Raw genomic sequence first — 18,042 nt, 5'->3', positions numbered from 1 at the left:
GACCATGAATGGCAGGTGCACATAGACCATGCCGGCAATCACCGCGAAAGGCGTGTACAGCAGATCGACCGGGCCGAGGAGAATGATCCAGGCGTAGATGCGGATCAGGAAGTTGCTGGCCAGGGGCAGGATCACCAGCAGCACCAGCAGATTGCGATGACGCTGGCCGCTGCGGGCGATCAGCAAGGCCAGCGGATAGGCCAGCAACAGGCAGATCAAAGTGGTGGCCGCGGCGACCAGGAAGGAACGGCCGAAGATTTCGGCATAGATCCAGTCGCCGAGGAAGAAGCGGTAGGTTTCCAGGGACAGGGTGAACTGGCCATCCTGCATGGCCGGCACCAGTCCTCCGAAGTCACCTGGCTGCTGGAACGAGGCACCGACCATCAGCAGCGCCGGGACGAGAAAGAAAACCACCAGAAACAGGGTTGGCGGCAGGCTGACCAGCCATTTGGTCAACGACTCTCCTCGACCGACCGGACGGCTGCCTGTTTCAGTCACGCAGGTAGACCCCTGCGTCACGCTGCCAGCCGACTGCGACCGGGGCGCCGCGTTCGAGGAACCTGGCGCGTCCTGGCACCGCGTTGGTGAGCATCGCATCGAGGACGACCCTGTTTTCGAGCTCGATCTTGTAAACGGTGACGTCGCCGAGGTAAAGGTGGTCGCGAATGCGGCCATGGAAATGGTTGTCCAGCTCGGTCAGGTCCCCAGCAGTGACGATGCGCAGTTGTTCCGGGCGGACGGCAAAGGCACCCTGCTCGCCGGGGCTGGGTCCGACGATCGGTGTGCCGACAATCTCCCCGAGTCCAGCAGCGAACAGGCGCAGTCCATCGTGATCCGTTGCCCGCACTTCGACTGGCAGCAGGTTGATGGTGCCGATGAAATCGGCAACAAAGCGATTGCGCGGATAGCTGTAGATCTGCTCAGGGGCGCCGACCTGTTCGATACGCCCATTGTTCATGACCGCGATGCGGTGCGACACCGCCAGCGCCTCCTGCTGCGAATGGGTGACGAAGACGAAGGTGATGCCGACCTCGCGCTGCAGTGCGATCAGTTCCCCGGTGATCTGTTCACGCAGCTTGGCGTCGAGTGCCGCCAGCGGTTCATCGAGCAACAGCAGGCGCGGCTTGTTGATCAAGGCCCGCGCCAGGGCAACGCGCTGCCTTTGCCCGCCGGACAATTCGCGGGGAAACTGGCGAGCCTTGTTGGCCAGGTGCACCAGTTCCAGTGCCTCCTTGAGACGACTACTGATCTCGTCCTCGGACTTGCCGGCCATCTGCAAGGGGAAAGCGACATTCTGCGCCACGGTCATGTGCGGAAACAGTGCGTAGCTCTGAAAAACCGTGTGCACCGGCCTTTTTTCGGGTGGAATGCCAGCCAGTTCTTGCCCGTCGAGCAGTAGCTGGCCGGCGTCGGGTGCATCGAATCCGGCGATCAGACGCAGCAGGGTGGTCTTGCCACAGCCCGAGGGACCTACCAAGGTAAAGAACTCGCCCGCTCCGATCGACAGAGAAACGTCGTCGACGGCCTGGAGTTCGCCGAAACGGCGGCTGACATTGCGGATCTCGAGTAGCGCCATGGTTCGAATAGTGTAGCTCAGAAGACCTTGGTCAGTATAGTGGCCTGTCGGTGGAGGGCAGGGTGACTTTGCCCTCTCAGGCAATGGACGGGGAATCAATCGGTTGCTTTTCCCGCTGAACATTGTCCCGGAGAGTCTGGATAACTGCGAGATGGAACGTGATCTCGGTGCACTGGCTGTTCGGCTGATCGACAAGAGTGAAGAGGCTCGTTATCGGGAAAGGATGGCGCAACCTGACTCTCTAGGCGATCTGGCGAAGATCGGGCACACGCTTTGGTACGTCGCGCAACCAGGCGAAGCGTGGGCCGCCTTGCCGAGTTTTTCTGCGGCGGCCTGGAAATGCGGTGTTGATCGGCTGGGATGACCGACGCGTGGGCCAGATCGACAATTGACCGCAGTTGATAGGGGAACATATACTTTCGCCGTTAGGCTTGACTTGCCTTTCTTCGGCAAGTGCCATGAAACTCTCCCATGTGCCCGAGCAGATTCAGCGCGATGATGATAGGCCAAGGCGGCGTCGGAGCTGCCGGCTCGCGCGACTGGAAGTAGGGCGTATTCCGGCTTGCGCGCCGGAATGGCTCGATGGACGCGGAGCAAGCGCCGTGGATTCCCCCATTTCATCCCTCCGACCACCTCCCACTTGCGGGTGAGGAAAGATTCTTGAGTCACCCGTACGACGCTCACATCAAGCACAGGCGTACCCTTCTTACCCCCTGGTGCGCACTTCCCCCAGGAGCAAGCCATTGCCTTCACCCTCGCCTGAACCTGAAATATCCGCGCCAGCGATGCCCGCTTCGCAGATTCGCCAACTGGCACTGCAACTCGCTGCAGCGCTGACCGTTCTTTCGCTGGCCTGGCCTTACTATGGCATCCGCAACGAAGCGCTGCCCTGGCCACAAACGGCTTTCGCCATCGGCGGTGTCGCTGCGCTGTTCGCCGCTCTCAGCCGCCAGCCCTGGTGGTGGCGGCTGATACATGCATTCTTCGCGCCGCTGGCCTGGAGCGTTTCCAGTTTGGCGATCGACCCCGGCTGGTTCCTGCTCTTGTTCTTTCTGCTGCTGCTCGTTTATCGCGGCGCACTGACTGGCCAGGTCCCGCTCTATTTCTCCAACAGCCGAACTGTAGCAGCCATCGCCAAACTCACCGCCGACGTGCACGAACTGCGTTTTCTCGACCTCGGCGCAGGCATCGGCAGCATCCTGATTCCGCTCGCCCGGGAGCGACCTGGAGCACATTTCTGCGGCGTCGAAAACGCACCAGCGACCTGGCTCATTGGTCGCTTGCGTAGCGCCGGCCTGGCCAATTGCCACTGGCGCTGGGGCGACCTCTGGCAAACCAGCCTCTCCGGGCACAACGTGGTGTATGCCTTCCTGTCGCCGGCTCCGATGGCGGCATTGTGGGAAAAGGTACAAAGAGAGATGCCGCCGGGAAGCCTGTTCGTCAGCAACAGTTTTGCCGTACCGGGAGTGGTTGCCACGCGCGTCATTGAAATCGATGACGCACGACGGCTTTACTGTTACCAAATCTGAACGATCGGTACGTGCCACCCAGCCTAGCCTGTGGGGGTCGGCGGCGCTACCCGCCGCAAACCTTAAAACTTTGCTAAGATGAACTCTCCCCACCACAACCGGAGCACCATCATGCCCAATCTCGATTCCGTCACGGATCCTCTGAACTTCGCCAAAAAAATGTGGGGCGGCATGGGATTTTCACTGCCGAACCTGGTCACCCCTACCCTCAACATTGAAGAGATTGAACAAAAGATCAAGGATCTCAAGGCTGTCGAGAGCTGGTTGAAAATGAATCTGTCGATGCTGCAGATGACAATTCAGGGCCTCGAGATGCAATGCGTCACCCTCAATGCGGTGCGGGCGATGGGCCAGATGGCTAGCAGTTATACCGCCAACGCCACCGGCGGCGATGCCAGCCAAACCGGCACCCAGGTTGCCGGCAGCGGCAATGAAGCGCTCAGGCAGGCGGCACTGTGGCCACTGACCATGCTGCAGCAGATACAGGAACAGATGCAGAAGGCCGCCGCCACTGCGGTACAAGTCAGCCAGGCTCACGAAGACACCCCGAAAGCGTAGTGCAAGCGGCAACCCCAGGGCTGCTGTTGGCGCGATCCTGCTTCAGATGATCGACGCCTCCTGCAGTCTACGGATTTCGTCCGCACTGAAACCTGACTCACGCAGCACCTCTGCGCCATGCTCACCTGGCGACGGTGCTGCTCGTTCGACGGCGAAGACCCAGCCGGAGAGTTTCAGCGGCGGCGCGAACTGGGTCACACCATCCGCCTGTACGGCCATGTTCCGGGCAACGAACTGCGGATGTTTGAGAGCCTCGGCAACGCTGAGTACGGGCGTGACACAGCAATCGACACCGGTAAAGAAATCCTGCCATTCAGCCTGATTCCGACTGGCAAAGAGTTTTTCGAGTTCACGACGCAGTGCTGCTGCTGCCGCACCGCGCAGCCCATGCCTCGGCTTCCATTCGGGATGTTCCAGGGCATCACAGAAAAGATCCCAGAATTTCTTTTCCAACGGTGCAACCGCCATGTAGCGCCCGTCGGCGGTAGCATAAACCCCATAACCGGCGTCACCACCAGTCAACAGATCGGCGCCGCGCTGCGGTACCACCCCTGCAGTCTGAAGCGCGAAAAACGGGAAGAGGTTGTGCGCCAGTACCGCTTCACTCATTGCCACATCGACCAGGCGTCCCTGCCCGCTACGCTGCGCATCAAACAAAGCGGCGAGGATGCCCATCACCGCAGTCATCGCCCCACCCAGCAGATCACCGATCTGGAGATTGGGAATCGCCGGTTGGCCGCCGTCCACGCCGATCTGATCGAGAACGCCGGCAAACCCGATATAGTTGAGATCATGGCCTGCGTCCATTGCCAGCGGCCCGGTCTGGCCGTAACCGGTGATCGAACAATATACGATTCTCGGATTGACCGCCAACGATGCCTGGTAGCCAATCCCAAGCTTGTCGCTGACACCCGGCCGGAAGCTCTCGACGACAATGTCGGCCGCTCGCGCCAGGCGCAGAAATACCGCACGCCCTTGCGGGTGCTTGAGGTCGAGGCACAGACCACGCTTGTTGCGATTGACGCTACGGTAGAAGACGCTGACACCGTCCGGGCCGTTGCCGAGGATACGTGCGTAGTCACCGGCGCCATGATCTTCGATCTTGATCACGTCAGCGCCCAGATCTGCCAGATGCAGGGTAGCAACCGGACCGGGCAGCAATCGCGTCAGGTCGAGAACGCGCACACCGCTCAACGGGCCGCCGCTCATGTGTTCGTCTCGCAGGGCGCCAGCCAGTTGGCATCGATGTCCAGTACCCCCCCTTTGTACAGCTTCTGGCCGAGAAACTGCCCGCGATAAAGCCATCCGATGCCGCCGTGCTGCGGCGACCAAGGTGTTTCCCATGCCTCAACGGCAACTCGCAGGCGCAGCACGGGGACTTCCTGAACCTCGGACTCCTTGTCCACGCAAGGCATCGCCGCCGCCAGGCGCAATTGGTCAGCCTGCGTATAGGCGGATGCCTGCTTGCCGATGTGTGGGCAAAGGTTCGCTATCCGCCTTTCGCTGGATAGATCCACAATCAGGCCCTTGAACCAGTAGGTCGGTGCCTTCAACAGCCAGCCTGCCCCGCCCTCGCGAAAGATGACGCAATCGCCGATTTGCAGGCCGGATGCTGCTCCCACCGCATGGTCAGCACGCGCCGGAGCGACAAGCAGCCAGGCCGCGATGGCAGCGCCCATCAGCGACATTGACGAAATGTTCAACTTGTCGTCATTGGCGGGAATATTTTTAGAGCCAGGGATCAACTCGAGTTCCAAGAGGTTTCATTCGGGCCACATGGTTCAACTCACTCACGATAGCCAGCGCTTGCGGCGACGATAATGCTTCACATCGCGAAAACTCTTGCGCCCGACCGATGACAGTCCCAGGTAGAACTCCTTGACATCTTCGTTGGCGGCCAGATCGCTGGCACCCCCCTCCATCACTACCCGGCCGTTTTCCAGAATATACCCGAAGTCGGCATAGCGTAGCGCCATGTTGGTGTTCTGCTCCGCAAGCAGGAAAGTCACGCCTTCCTTCTGATTCAGATCCTTGACGATGGCAAATACCTCGTCCACGATCTGTGGTGCCAGACCCATCGACGGCTCGTCGAGCAGCACCATGCGCGGATTGGCCATCAACGCCCGTCCGATCGCGCACATCTGTTGCTCACCGCCCGAGGTGTAGGCCGCCTGGCTGCTGCGGCGGGTCTTGAGACGAGGAAAATAGGCGTAGACCTTGTCGAGCGTTTCAGTAATCGCGGCTTTGCCGTCGCTGCGCGTGTAGGCGCCGGTCAACAGGTTTTCCTCGATGCTCAGGTGGGCGAAACAGTGTCGTCCTTCCATGACCTGGATCACACCGCGCCGGACCAGTTGCGCCGGAGACAGTGCTTCGATGCGCTCGCCGCGCAAGTCGATCGTGCCTTTGGTCACTGCCCCACGCTCACCGTGCAGCAGATTGCTCACCGCCCGCAGGGTCGTCGTTTTGCCAGCGCCATTGCCCCCGAGCAGAGCAACGATTCCTCCCTCGGGAACGCTGAATGAAACCCCCTTGAGAACCAGGATCACGTGATTGTAGATCACCTCGATGCTATTGACACGGAGCAGGATATTGTTGGCGTCGCTCATGGCATCATGACTTTCATCATGCGTGATGGCGGTCCTGGCCATCACCGTTGGGGCCGCTCTCCCGCAAGCGGGAGAGCGGATAAAGGGCTCGTCCGGCGCGCCCTGACTGCGAGTTTTCCGCAATCTATAACTTGCACTCGTCAGGGGTGCGCGGCTTCAGTTTCTTTTCTTCGGCGTACTTGCCCGAGGCCAGCATCACCATCGGACGCAGAACCTTCTCGTCGGCCTGGTACCAGTCGGAGCTGAATTCCCACTTGCTGCCATTCCAGGTATGGACGCGCACCCACGATGACCCCATGTGATCGAGGCAGGAAGTCTGCACCGGCCGCATCACGCCGGCAAAACCCATGCCGTCAAGGGTCTTCTGGTCGAGGCTGAGGTTTTCAAGGCCCCAGCGAACCTGCTCGCCGGTCATCACCTTGCCCTTGCCATAACGCTCCTGGGCCTTGCGGACGCCTTCAACACCGAGCATCGCCGACAACAGGCCACGCATATAGAGGACCTGCCCGACCTCGTTTTTCGGCCCGGTACCCTGTCCCTTGGCATATACCAGATCAAGCATGTCCTTGACGACCTTCGAATTGGGCTCGGCACCATGCTGCAGCGTCAACGCACTGTATCCCTTGGCGCCTTCAGCAACATCCTTGACGTCGGGCTCGGCGCCCGCCCACCAGATGCCCATCATCTTGTCACGCGGATAACCGGTGGCCTGCGCTTCGCGCAACGCGGTCGAGTTCATCACCCCCCAGCCCCAGAGCAGCAGGTAGTCCGGTTTTTGCTGCCGGATCTGCAGCCAGGTGGCCTTCTGCTCGACACCGGGGTGTGCTACCGGCAGCAACTGCACTTCGAAACCATAGGTCTTGCCCAGTTCCTGCAGGATCGGAATCGGCTCCTTGCCGTACGGGCTGTCATGGTAGACCAGCGCGATCTTCTTGCCCTTCAGCTTGGCGGCCCCCCCTTCCTTCTTGGCGATATGCTGGATGGCCACTTCGGCGCCGACCCAGTAAGTCCCCAGCAAGGGGAAGTTCCAGGTAAACACGGCCCCGTTCTGTGATTCGCTGCGACCGTAGCCTGCGGTAATCAACGGGATCTTGTCGACCGGCGCTTTCTCGGTCAAGGCAAAGGTGATCCCGGTCGACAATGGCTGGAATAACGTCCCGCCGCCGTTTTTACCCTTCAAACGCTCATAGCATTCAACGCCGCGGTCAGTGGCGTAAGCCGTCTCACATTCCTCGAAACTGATCTTGACTCCATTGATCCCACCCTTAGCATTCACCAGCTTCAGGTAGTCAACGTAACCATTGGCCCATTGACTGCCGTTGGCGGCATAGGCACCGGTGCGGTAGACCAGGACCGGGAAAAACTGCTCCTTGACTTGCGCCAGGGCCGTTGGTGCGGTCAGTAGCGACGACAGAACCACGGCGGTTGCCGAAACCGTCAGGGCAAGCTTGCTTAGTTTCATCAGTGTCTCCTCTTGTTGTCATTGCAGTGGTACGTAAAAACGCTCCAATCGCAGCGAAACCCGCCCCGGCCGCGCCTCAGTGTGGAAATGGCCAGAGCCGAAGTTTTTCCTTGCCGGTAGACCACAGGCGAGCAATGCCATGCGGTTCCTTGATCAGAAAGAAAATGATCAGTCCGCCAAAAAGGATCAACTCGGCGTGCGATACCCCGGCGGTGGAAATGCTGATCCCGAACAACGCTCCGAAAGCTGGCAGGAACTGATTCAGGGCGATGGGCAGAATGACAATAAAGGCTGCCCCGAAGAAACTCCCCATGATCGTACCCAGGCCGCCGATGATGACCATGAACAGCAACTGGAATGATCGATCGACCGAGAAGGCAGCAGGCTCCCATGAGGCCAGATGGATGAAACCCCACAGGGCGCCGGCCGTGCCGACGAAAAAGGAACTGACGGCAAAAGCCGAGAGCTTGGCAAAGAGCGGCCGGATGCCGATTACCTCGGCGGCGACATCCATATCGCGAATCGCCATCCACTGCCGGCCGACCGCACAACGCGTCATGTTTTTCGCCAGCAACGCGAACACCGTCAGGAACATCAGGCAAAACAGGTACTTGTTGACCGGAGTGTCAATCTGCCAGCCCATGATCTGAAGATTGGAAACCGAAACGGAGCCTGAAGAGGCATGGCCGGTAAACCAGGGAACACGCAGAAAGACCCAGTCGGTGAAGAACTGTGCCGCCAGGGTGGCGACCGCGAGATAGAGTCCGCGGACGCGCAGACTCGGGATGCCAAAAAATATGCCCACGCCGGCAGCGGTGACGCCACCCAGCAGCAAGGAAACCAGCAACGGCAGGCCTTCGATGCGTATATGGAAATTGTAGGCCGCGTAAGCTCCTACCGCCATGAAGGCTCCGGCACCGAGCGTGATCTGCCCGCAGAAACCGACCAGAATGTTGACCCCGAGCGCCGCCAGCGACAGGATCAGGAAGGGAATCAGGATCGCGCGCAGCAGGTATTCGTCGACCAGCAACGGTACCCCGATGAAGGCCACCACCAGGAGACCGAAAATCGCCCAGCGATCCTGTGCAATCGGAAAAATCTGCTGATCGGCAGCGTAGGAGGTCTTGAACTGACCATTTTCTCTGTACAGCATCTGTCTGCTCTCCGATTAGACGCGGTCGATGATCTTTTCGCCGAACAGGCCTTGTGGCCTGAACAGCAGGAAGAGCAAAGCCAGTTGGTAGGCAAACCAGATTTCGATGCCGCCACCAATCATCGGTCCGAGATAGACCTCCGAGACCTTCTCGCCAACACCGATGATCAGTCCGCCGATGATCGCGCCAGGAATTGAGGTGAGACCGCCGAGAATGACCACCGGCAAACCACGCAGCGCCACCGTCGCCAGCGAAAACTGTACGCCCAGCTTGGAACCCCAGATCACCCCGGCGACCAGCGCCACCAAGCCAGCTACGCACCAGACGATCACCCAGATACGATTCAGCGGAATACCGATCGACTGGGCTGCCTGGTGATCGTCGGCAACGGCTCGCAAGGCCCGCCCGGTGGCGGTCTTCTGGAAAAACAGCGCCAGCAGGCCAACCAGCACCGCCGCGATCAAGGCTGCGACGAAATCCTCCTTGTTGATCAGCAGGCCGCCCTCAAAGGTCCCTTCGAGGATCATCACCGGCTCCTTGGGCATGCCGACGTCGATCTTGTAGACGTCGGTACCGAAGACGCTGGTGCCGACGCCTTCAAGAACGTAGGCGATGCCCAGGGTCGCCATCAGCAAAGTCGCGCCCTCCTGATTCACCAGGTGACGCAGGACCAGACGCTCAATCAGCCAGGCGACGACAAACATCAGCGCGCCGGCCAGGCAAAAGGCGATCGTATTGGCCAGCCATGCACTGTCGATGCCCAGGTGATCCGGGAGCCACGCCGAAAAACGGGCCATCGCCAGGGCTGCGAACAGCACCATCGCACCCTGTGCGAAGTTGAACACCCCCGAGGCCTTGAAGATCAGCACGAAACCCAGTGCGACCAGCGAATACAACATGCCGGCCATCAGTCCACCAATCAGTGTTTCAAGAAAGAAACCCATCCGATGCTCTCCTCAGTGACTGGCGCCAAGGTAGGCGCTGATGACTTCCGGATTGGCTCTGACCGCGTCGGGATCTCCATCGCCGATCTTCCTGCCGTAATCGAGAACCACCACCCGATCGGAAATGTCCATCACCACCGCCATATCGTGCTCGATCAGCACGATCGTCGTGCCGAACTGATCATTGACGTCGAGAATGAACCGACACATGTCCTGCTTCTCTTCGACGTTCATGCCGGCCATCGGCTCGTCAAGCAGAAGAATGCTCGGCTCCATGGCCAGCGCCCGGCCAAGGTCGACGCGCTTTTGCAGACCGTAGGGCAGGCGGCCAACCGGCGTCTTGCGAATATGCTGAATCTCGAGGAAATCGATCACTTCCTCAACTTTGGCCCGGTGCAGAAGTTCCTCGCGCCGCGCCGCTCCCCACCAGAATGCCTGCTGGATCAGATTGCTTCGGATCTTGAGATTACGCCCGGTCATCAGATTGTCGATCACGTTCATGCCCTTGAACAGGGCGATGTTCTGAAAGGTGCGTGAGATACCCGCCCTGGCTGCCTTGTAGGGGTTCATGCGGCTGAAGTGCTGGCCACGCAGGATGATCTCCCCCTTCTGTGGGCGGTAAACCCCATTGATCACGTTGAGCATCGAACTCTTGCCTGCGCCATTCGGGCCGATGATCGCCCGGATCTCGTGTTCGCGAACGTCGAACGAGATGTCGGTCAGCGCCTTGACCCCACCGAAGGACAGGGAGACGTTTTTCAGGTCGAGAATGATTTCTCCGCTTTGCCGACTCATCAGCTGATCCTCCCGGCAACTGCAAAAGTCTTCGGATCGCTGATGACGAGATCGGCAGCCACCCTGCCCTGTCGCCCGTCCTCGAACTTCACTGCAGTTTCGATGAACTGCCGTTCTCTGCCGTTGTACAGCGCGTCGATCAGCACTGAATATTTCTCGGCAACGAAATTGCGGCGCACCTTGCGCGTGCGAGTCAATTCATCATCGTCGGGATCGAGTTCCTTGTGCAGGATCAAAAAACGATGAATCTGCGAATCGGCCAAGGTGCCCTCCCCCACCAGTTCGCCATTGACTTGCTCGATGCATTCCTGAATCAGCCCATAGACCTCGGGCTTGGCCGCCAGGTCGGTATAGCCTGAATAAGCAAGGCCGCGCCGCTCCGCCCAGTTGCCGACCGCGCCGATGTCGATGTTGATGAACGCACAGACCATCTCGCGGCGATCACCGAAGACCACGGCTTCCTTGATGTACGGGAAGAACTTCAACTTGTTTTCAATGTAATTGGGTGCATACATCGCACCATTCGCCAGTTTGCCAACATCCTTGGCGCGATCGATGATCTTGAGGTGACCGTCATCGTCGAAAATTCCCGCATCACCGGTCATGAAATAACCGTCGGCGTTGATCGCTTCAGCCGTCGCATCCGGCCGCTTGTAATACTCCTTGAGCAGCATCGGACCCTTGACCAGGATCTCGCCATTATCGGCGATCTTGACCTCGACACCTGGTGCCGGCTTGCCGACGCTGTCAAACTTGATCTGACCGTCGGGCTGCAGGCAGACATAAGCACAGGTTTCGGTCTGACCGTAGAGCTGCTTCAGATTGATGCCGATTGATCGATAGAAACGGAACAGGTCGGGGCCGATCGCCGCTCCGGCAGTATAGGCGACGCGGATGCGACTCATGCCGAGAACATTCCTCAGCGGCCCGAAAACGCAAACCTTGCCCAATGCGTAGAGCAGCCGGTCGGCGAACGAGACCGGCTGGCCGTCGAGAATCTGGGCACCGCTGCGCCGGGCGACGGCCATGAAGTATTGGAACATTTTCTGCTTGATGACGCTTGCATCTTCCATGCGGATCATCACCTGCGTCAGCAGGTTCTCGAAGACGCGGGGTGGCGCGAAGTAGTAGCTTGGCCCGATTTCGCGCAGGTCGGTCATCACCGTTTCGGCTGACTCCGGACAATTGATCGTGAAACCGGTGACCATCGCCTGTGCAAATGAAAACAGGTGGTCGCCAACCCAGGCCATTGGCAGATACGAGAGAATGTCCTCATCAGCGGTCAGACGGTCGAAATCCGCCCCCCCTTGTGCCGCGCTGATGAAGGCATGGTGGGTCAGACACACTCCCTTGGGCTTGCCCGTCGTCCCCGAAGTATACAGCATCACACTTACATCATCGGAGCGGCCCGCGGCGACCTCGGTGCTCAGCAGATCCGGGTGATTGCGGTTGTGAATCCGTCCCATCGCCATCAACTCGCGGATGTCGTGGATGAAAGGCTGCGTATAGTGACGCATGCCCCGCGGATCGTCGTAAAGCACATGCTCGAGTTGTGGCAGTTGATCCTGGATCTCGAGCAACTTGTCGACCTGTTCCTGATTCTCGACGAAGACAAAACGGATTTCCGCATCGAGCAGGGCGAACAGCATTTCGCTGGCGACTGCGTCCTGGTAGAGTGGCACGGGCACGCCGCCAAGACATTGCGCGGCGGTCATCATCATGTACATACGCGGCCGGTTTTCGCCGACGATAGCCAGATTCTCGCCACGTTGAAAACCCATTTCTGCGAGACCACAAGCAAGTGCGCGAACCTCTTCGGCCACATCGCCCCAGGTCCAGCACTGCCAGATCCCCAGATCCTTCTCGCGCATCGCCGGTTTGCTGGCACGTACTTGCGCATGTTGAATCAGCAAGCGCGGAAAGGTATCCAGCGCTTGCGAAGAGGCCATGTCCGGCATCTCATCTCCTCCGGTGCGCTGACCATCAGAACGCTGATGGCCAAGCCCTTGTCGTTATTCTGGCAATTCTAGTCCTTTTTCACGGATAATCATTGTGCAACGCCACATTGCCGCTCCGGATCAATGGCATAACGCTCCAGCATGCTCCTCCAGACTTCGCATCAGCTTAAGTGTTAAGTGACGCGAGCACTGACGCTGTCCTCGGCCAGCGGCCTCAAGACTTCCAGCGCAGCGGAATTGAACAAGCCATTGATTTGGGTTAGTATTCCGCGCGGCGAGGGGAAGGACTTGTTAACACCTGGTCAATGCGCTGCAGAAATCGCAGCAAAACCGCTTCAACAAGACAACATCGGAGGATGACATGAGTAGTGTTATGTACGAGCGAATGCGGGTCAATCCCAAATTCCAGAAATTAGTTAGCGAGCGGGGACGCTTCGCGTGGACTCTGTCGGCCATCGTGCTGATCCTTTTTTATGGATTCTTCATGCTGGTCGCCTTCAACCCGGGACTGCTTGGTCAGAAGATTGCCGAGGGATCGATGTGGCCGATCGGCTATACCATCGAGCTTTGCCTGTTCATCTTTTTCTGGCTGCTGACCTTTGTATATGTTCGCCGCGCCAACGGCGAGTTTGATGATCTGACTTCCGAAATGATCAAGGAAGCCCAGAAGGAGAAGCTATGATGCAGCGACTGACCTCGGCACTTTTCCTGCTCGTCCTCTCCGGCCTGGCTATTGCCGGCCCGGCCGTAGACGCAGGCGGGGCCAAACAGGCGACCAACTGGCACGCGATCATCATGTTCCTGATCTTTGTCGCACTGACCATGGGGATCACCTACTGGGCGGCCAGCCGTACCAAGACCACTGCCGACTTCTATACCGCCGGTGGGGGCATCACTGGCTTCCAGAACGGTCTGGCAATTGCCGGCGACTACATGTCGGCAGCAACGCTGCTCGGTCTGACGGCGATGGCCTACACCCAGGGCTACGACGCCTACATCTACATGCTGGCGTTTTTCGCCGGCTGGCCGATCATCCTCTTCCTGATGGCCGAGCGGCTGCGCAACCTGGGACGTTTCACCTTCGCCGACATCACCTCGTACCGCCTCGACCAAGGCAAGGTGCGCACCATGGCGGCGCTCTCGTCGCTGGTTGTCGTCGTTTTCTACCTGATCGCCCAGATGGTCGGTGCCGGTCAGCTGATCCGACTGTTGTTCGGCCTCGACTACAACATCGCGATCTTCGTCGTCGGCATCCTGATGATGGTCTACGTCACCCTCGGCGGCATGGTGGCGACGACCTGGGTGCAGATCATCAAAGCCTGCATGCTGCTCTTTGGTGGTACGCTGACGCTGCTGCTGGCGTACGTCCAGTTCGGCTTCTCGCTGACCGACCTGCTGCAGAAGGCCGAAGCGGTCCACAAGCTCGGACCCAAGCTGATGGCACCGGGCAGCCTGCTCGCCGATCCGATCACCGCCATTTCGCTCGGCCTCGGCCTGATGTTCGGCACCGCCGGTCTGCCGCACATCCTGATGCGCTTCTTCACCGTCGGGAACGCCAAGGAAGCCCGGAAATCGGTACTCTATGCTTCCGGCTTCGTCGGCTTCTTCTTCAATGTCATCTTCCTGATGGGCCTGTGTGCGATCATCATCGTCGGACAGAATCCGGAGTTCTTCGAGGGTGGAACCGTCGGCGGCAAACTGATCGGCGGCGGCAACATGGTCGCCATGCACCTCGCCAAGGCGGTTGGCGGCAACATGCTGCTCGGCTTCCTGGCGGCGGTGGCTTTCGCGACCATCCTGGCGGTCGTCTCGGGTCTGGCACTCGCGGGGGCCTCGGCAATCTCGCATGACATCTATGCGCGCGTGATCCGCAAGGGGCAAGCTACCGAGAAAGAGGAGATCCGTGTTTCCCGCTACGCAACGATCGGCCTCGGCATGCTGGCCATCGTGCTCGGCATCCTGTTCGAGAAAATGAACATCGCCTTCATGGTCGGTCTGGCCTTCGGTGTGGCTGCCGCAGCCAACTTCCCGGTGCTGATTCTGTCGATGTACTGGAAGGGGCTGACGACGCGCGGTGCCCTGTGGGGCGGCTACGGTGGTGTCACCTCTGCAGTCCTCTTTGTCCTCTTCTCGAAGTCGGTATGGGTTGACGTACTGGGCAACAAGGCCGCCTTGTTCCCCTACACGCAGCCAGCGCTATTCGCGATGCCGATCGCCTTCATCTTTGCCTACATCTTCTCCAAGAGCGACACGGGGCCCCGCTCCAAGCTGGAGCAAGAGGCCTTCGAAGACCAGTACGTGCGCGCGCAGACGGGTTTCGGCGCTTCCGGCGCCAGCCACTAAGCAGTTCTTGGTTTTTTCACATAACCCTGGCGGCGCAGAAGCCCGCCAGGGTTTTTTTATGGCTACGCAGCATGTGCTATCGCACAGACCATATCCCACCTCAAGTTCCACGATGATTTTCCGTGAACCAGAGAATGATCAGAACGAATGACGAGGGGTCCCTTCATGCATCCAGGCATCAGGTTTCTTGCCACCGGTCTCGCCCTCTTCATGCCGGCAATTTCGTCGGCAGCCTGGCAGGTGATTTCCGCCGAACCAGGAAAACGCGTCGAGATCGACCGCAGCAGTATCCGAAAGGATGAGAGCGGGAAGACCGTAGCCCTAGGGCGTATCGTTCTCGAAAAACCGATCATCGATCCAAAAACCTCTTCGTCGTACCGGATTGTGCAGGCCTTCAGCCGCTACGACTGTACCTCGCGCAGCTACAGCACGCTGAAACGCAGCTATTTCAAGGAGGAAGGCGAACTGCTCCGGGAAGAAGACGTCAAGGGACAACTCGAGATGCCGGTCCGTTCGGGCATGCTTGACGACAAGCTGCTGCGAGAAGTCTGCCGACCGAAACCGGGGCCCGAAACCGCCCTGGCCGCCAGCCGAACCGCCGACAAGGTCAATGAAGCAAGCGGCGAACTGCGCAAAGCGAACGAGGCGCTGGTTCAGAAGGAAGTCAGACGCGCCAACCTGCAAACCCTGGCGACCGAAAGGATGGTACCCGAGGTGAAACCGGCAACGGGAGCTAAACCGCTTGCGCGCGTCGCGGTTGCTGCCCCGGCGATGCTTGCTGTTGCTGCGCCAGAGCCCCACCGCGCAGCGAGATCACGGCCAGCGGCCAGCGATCAATCCCCCGTCGCCCCCTACGCACATGCACATGTTCACTGGGCTTACGAGGGTGAGGGCGGACCCGAGAACTGGGGCAAGCTGAGACCGGAATTTGCCACCTGCGACACCGGCAAGCGGCAATCTCCCATCGATATTCGCGAGGGTTTCCGCGTCGACCTCGAAGCAATTGAATTCAACTATCGACAGTCACCGTTCCGCGTCGTCGACAATGGCCACACCATCCAGGTCGAGGTGAACGGTAACAGCATCCGCCTGCATGGCAAAACCTACGATCTGATCCAGTTTCACTTTCACCGTCCCGCCGAGGAGCGTATCAACGGCAAATCCTTCGACATGGTCGCGCATCTGGTGCACAAGTCGGAGGAAGGCAAGCTTGCTGTCCTCGCTGTGCTGCTCGAGAAGGGCATGGAAAATCCGCTGATCCAGACAGTATGGAACAATCTACCGCTGGAGAAGAACGAATACGTCAGTTCAACGGGGCCGGACATCGACGTCGCGCAGTTACTGCCCCAGGACCGTAGCTACTATACCTATATGGGCTCGCTGACGACGCCTCCATGTTCCGAAGGGGTGCTCTGGTTGGTGCTCAAGCAACCGCAACAGATCTCGCCTGAGCAATTCTTGATTTTCACTCGACTGTACCGGCACAATGCCCGGCCAGTGCAGCCGAGCTTCGGCCGGATGATCAAGGAGTCGCGCTGAAGCTGGCGTCTTGCCGCCGTGGTACCATGCTTGCCCGCCCGCCCATTACCTGACATATGCACAAAGGAATTGAATCGACGGCCGCTGCCGTGACCGAACGCGCTATTGGTCGAGCACACGCGCTGGCGAGTTCCTTCCTGGCATCGCTACCGGAGCGCTTGGTCAGTCATGTTCCTTCACCGGAGGAGATGGCGACTGCACTGGATGAGCCGCTTCCCGAAACCGGAAGCGATCCTGCCGCTGTGCTTGATGAGTGGTTTACGCGTGCCGAGCGCGGCATCACCGCGTCGCCAGGCCCTCGCTTTTTCGGTTTCGTGAATGGTGGCGTCACGCCCGCCGCGCTGGCCGGGGACTGGCTGGCCTCGGCCATTGACCAGAACGCTGGACTATGGGCCAGCAGCCCCGCGGCGGCACAGACCGAGCTCGTCGTCCTGCGCTGGCTCAAGGATCTCTTCGGACTGCCCGCAGAATGGTCCGGCGCAATGACCAGCGGCGCGACAATGGCCAACCTCGTCGGTCTGATCGCTGCGCGGCAATGGGCCGGTCAATGCCTTGGCTTCGATGCGTCGGGCGATGGTCTGGCAGGTCATCCGCCCATTCATGTCGTCTCGAGCACCGAGATCCACCTCAGCGCCCGCAAATGCCTGGGCACACTCGGTTTTGGTCGCAATCAGGTGCGCAAGGCGGCCGCACCGGGCGGCTCGGTGGACATTGCGGCGCTGGCAGAGCTGCTCGGTGAGATCAGTGGGCCGGTGATCATCGTCGGCAACGCCGGCGAGGTAAATACCGGCCACTTCGACGACCTCGCTGCGCTCGCCGATCTGCGCGATGCCCACCCAGGCGGCGCCTGGCTGCATGTGGACGGCGCCTTCGGGCTGTTCGCCGGCACATCGCCCCGCTTCGCACACCTGAGCCTCGGCATCGAGCGCGCGGACTCGGTAGCCTCGGATGCACACAAGTGGCTGAACGTTCCCTACGACAGCGGCTTTGCCTTCGTGCGCGATGCCGCAATCCTCCGCGAGGCATTTCTGACGAGCGGCGAATATGTCCTCGGCAGCGCCGGCTGGGATCCCTTCACGCATGTCCCCGAAATGTCTCGCCGCTTCCGCGCGCTCGCCGCCTGGTGTGCGCTCAAGGCCTTCGGCAGGGAAGGATATCGCGCGCTCGTTGAGCGCTGCGTCGACAATGCTGCCGCCTTTGCAAACTGGGTCGAGGCAACACCGGGCCTGGAGTTGATGAATTCCGCGCCGCTCAACATCGTCTGCTTTCGCATTATTCGCGAGGGACTGGACAGGGCGGCGACCGACGATCTCAATCGCGCGGCAGTTCGCGCAATCCAGATCGATGGCCGCGCCTTCCTGACCGGAACTCTTTGGCATGGTCACGCAGCGATCCGTGCCGCATTCGACAACTGGCAAACCACGCTTCAAGACGTCCACATACTCCAGTTTGCCGTCACGCGCGTTGCCGGCTTACTCTGACCGAGGTCAGGCCCGTTGTCTATCAAACCGGACCCGACAGGTCGCCAGTCTTGCTATAGTTCACACCCCTGCGTACCCCAACGGTGTCAATGCTTGT

At 59.8% G+C, this 18,042-nt stretch carries 16 protein-coding genes and 1 pseudogene; 7 read left to right on the top strand and 10 right to left on the bottom strand.

Going from position 1 to position 18,042, the window contains the following annotated elements:
• A pseudogene (locus CAPSK01_RS07025) lies at positions 1-456 on the bottom strand (ABC transporter permease); the annotation flags it as partial.
• A gap of 34 nt (positions 457-490) precedes the next feature.
• Positions 491-1,576, bottom strand: coding sequence for an ABC transporter ATP-binding protein (locus CAPSK01_RS07020; protein ID WP_034924405.1), 1,086 nt, complete (start codon positions 1,574-1,576; stop codon positions 491-493).
• 103 nt (positions 1,577-1,679) lie between these two features.
• On the opposite strand from CAPSK01_RS07020, the gene CAPSK01_RS07015 reads away from it, so the two are divergent.
• The 3 genes from CAPSK01_RS07015 to CAPSK01_RS07005 all read left to right on the top strand — a co-directional run bounded on the left by CAPSK01_RS07015 (position 1,680) and on the right by CAPSK01_RS07005 (position 3,663).
• The gene (locus CAPSK01_RS07015) at positions 1,680-1,940 is read left to right on the top strand and encodes a hypothetical protein (RefSeq protein WP_273703230.1); all 261 of its coding nucleotides are present in this window, start codon (positions 1,680-1,682) and stop codon (positions 1,938-1,940) included.
• Positions 1,941-2,361: 421 nt separating this feature from the next.
• Complete coding sequence (locus CAPSK01_RS07010; protein ID WP_034924401.1) at positions 2,362-3,105, top strand: class I SAM-dependent methyltransferase; 744 nt, start codon at positions 2,362-2,364, stop codon at positions 3,103-3,105.
• A 111-nt stretch (positions 3,106-3,216) separates the two neighbouring features.
• Positions 3,217-3,663 (top strand): PhaM family polyhydroxyalkanoate granule multifunctional regulatory protein, encoded by a 447-nt coding sequence (locus tag CAPSK01_RS07005; RefSeq protein ID WP_034924400.1) that lies wholly within the window; start codon positions 3,217-3,219, stop codon positions 3,661-3,663.
• 42 nt (positions 3,664-3,705) lie between these two features.
• On the opposite strand, the gene CAPSK01_RS07000 is transcribed toward CAPSK01_RS07005, so the two are convergent.
• The 8 genes from CAPSK01_RS07000 to CAPSK01_RS06965 all read right to left on the bottom strand — a co-directional run bounded on the left by CAPSK01_RS07000 (position 3,706) and on the right by CAPSK01_RS06965 (position 12,582).
• Complete coding sequence (locus tag CAPSK01_RS07000) at positions 3,706-4,872, bottom strand: CaiB/BaiF CoA-transferase family protein (protein ID WP_034924398.1); 1,167 nt, start codon at positions 4,870-4,872, stop codon at positions 3,706-3,708.
• The gene (locus CAPSK01_RS06995) at positions 4,869-5,420 is read right to left on the bottom strand and encodes a hypothetical protein (protein ID WP_034924396.1); all 552 of its coding nucleotides are present in this window, start codon (positions 5,418-5,420) and stop codon (positions 4,869-4,871) included. Before CAPSK01_RS06995 ends, CAPSK01_RS07000 begins: the two co-directional genes overlap by 4 nt.
• Positions 5,421-5,453: 33 nt before the next feature.
• Positions 5,454-6,269: an ABC transporter ATP-binding protein gene (locus CAPSK01_RS06990; RefSeq protein WP_034924889.1), complete on the bottom strand. Its 816-nt coding sequence runs from the start codon at positions 6,267-6,269 to the stop codon at positions 5,454-5,456.
• A gap of 124 nt (positions 6,270-6,393) precedes the next feature.
• Positions 6,394-7,731, bottom strand: a complete 1,338-nt coding sequence (locus CAPSK01_RS06985) for an ABC transporter substrate-binding protein (protein ID WP_034924394.1) — start codon at positions 7,729-7,731, stop codon at positions 6,394-6,396.
• A gap of 76 nt (positions 7,732-7,807) precedes the next feature.
• Positions 7,808-8,884: a branched-chain amino acid ABC transporter permease gene (locus tag CAPSK01_RS06980; RefSeq protein WP_034924393.1), complete on the bottom strand. Its 1,077-nt coding sequence runs from the start codon at positions 8,882-8,884 to the stop codon at positions 7,808-7,810.
• Positions 8,885-8,899: 15 nt separating this feature from the next.
• Positions 8,900-9,829 carry a branched-chain amino acid ABC transporter permease gene (locus tag CAPSK01_RS06975; RefSeq protein WP_034924391.1) on the bottom strand — a complete coding sequence of 310 codons (930 nt, stop codon included), beginning with the start codon at positions 9,827-9,829 and terminating at the stop codon, positions 8,900-8,902.
• A gap of 12 nt (positions 9,830-9,841) precedes the next feature.
• Positions 9,842-10,624 (bottom strand): ABC transporter ATP-binding protein, encoded by a 783-nt coding sequence (locus tag CAPSK01_RS06970; protein ID WP_034924389.1) that lies wholly within the window; start codon positions 10,622-10,624, stop codon positions 9,842-9,844.
• Positions 10,624-12,582, bottom strand: a complete 1,959-nt coding sequence (locus tag CAPSK01_RS06965) for an AMP-binding protein (RefSeq protein WP_034924387.1) — start codon at positions 12,580-12,582, stop codon at positions 10,624-10,626. The genes CAPSK01_RS06970 and CAPSK01_RS06965 overlap by 1 nt, the downstream gene beginning before the upstream one ends.
• A gap of 361 nt (positions 12,583-12,943) precedes the next feature.
• Here CAPSK01_RS06965 and CAPSK01_RS06960 point away from each other — a divergent pair, with 361 nt between their 5' ends.
• From CAPSK01_RS06960 to CAPSK01_RS06945, 4 genes are all read left to right on the top strand, one after another.
• A complete protein-coding gene (locus tag CAPSK01_RS06960; protein WP_273703229.1) occupies positions 12,944-13,264 on the top strand; it encodes a DUF485 domain-containing protein in 321 nt (106 codons plus the stop codon).
• Positions 13,261-14,925: a cation acetate symporter gene (locus tag CAPSK01_RS06955; protein WP_034924381.1), complete on the top strand. Its 1,665-nt coding sequence runs from the start codon at positions 13,261-13,263 to the stop codon at positions 14,923-14,925. Before CAPSK01_RS06960 ends, CAPSK01_RS06955 begins: the two co-directional genes overlap by 4 nt.
• Positions 14,926-15,090: 165 nt before the next feature.
• On the top strand, positions 15,091-16,464 hold the full coding sequence (locus CAPSK01_RS06950) for a carbonic anhydrase family protein (RefSeq protein ID WP_034924378.1): 1,374 nt from the start codon (positions 15,091-15,093) through the stop codon (positions 16,462-16,464).
• Positions 16,465-16,520: 56 nt separating this feature from the next.
• Complete coding sequence (locus CAPSK01_RS06945; protein ID WP_034924375.1) at positions 16,521-17,945, top strand: pyridoxal-dependent decarboxylase; 1,425 nt, start codon at positions 16,521-16,523, stop codon at positions 17,943-17,945.
• The last annotated feature ends 97 nt before the right edge of the window (positions 17,946-18,042 follow it).

Source organism: Candidatus Accumulibacter vicinus, assembly GCF_000584955.1.
Taxonomy (GTDB): domain Bacteria; phylum Pseudomonadota; class Gammaproteobacteria; order Burkholderiales; family Rhodocyclaceae; genus Accumulibacter; species Accumulibacter vicinus.
This window is presented reverse-complemented; position numbering and strand designations above follow the sequence as displayed.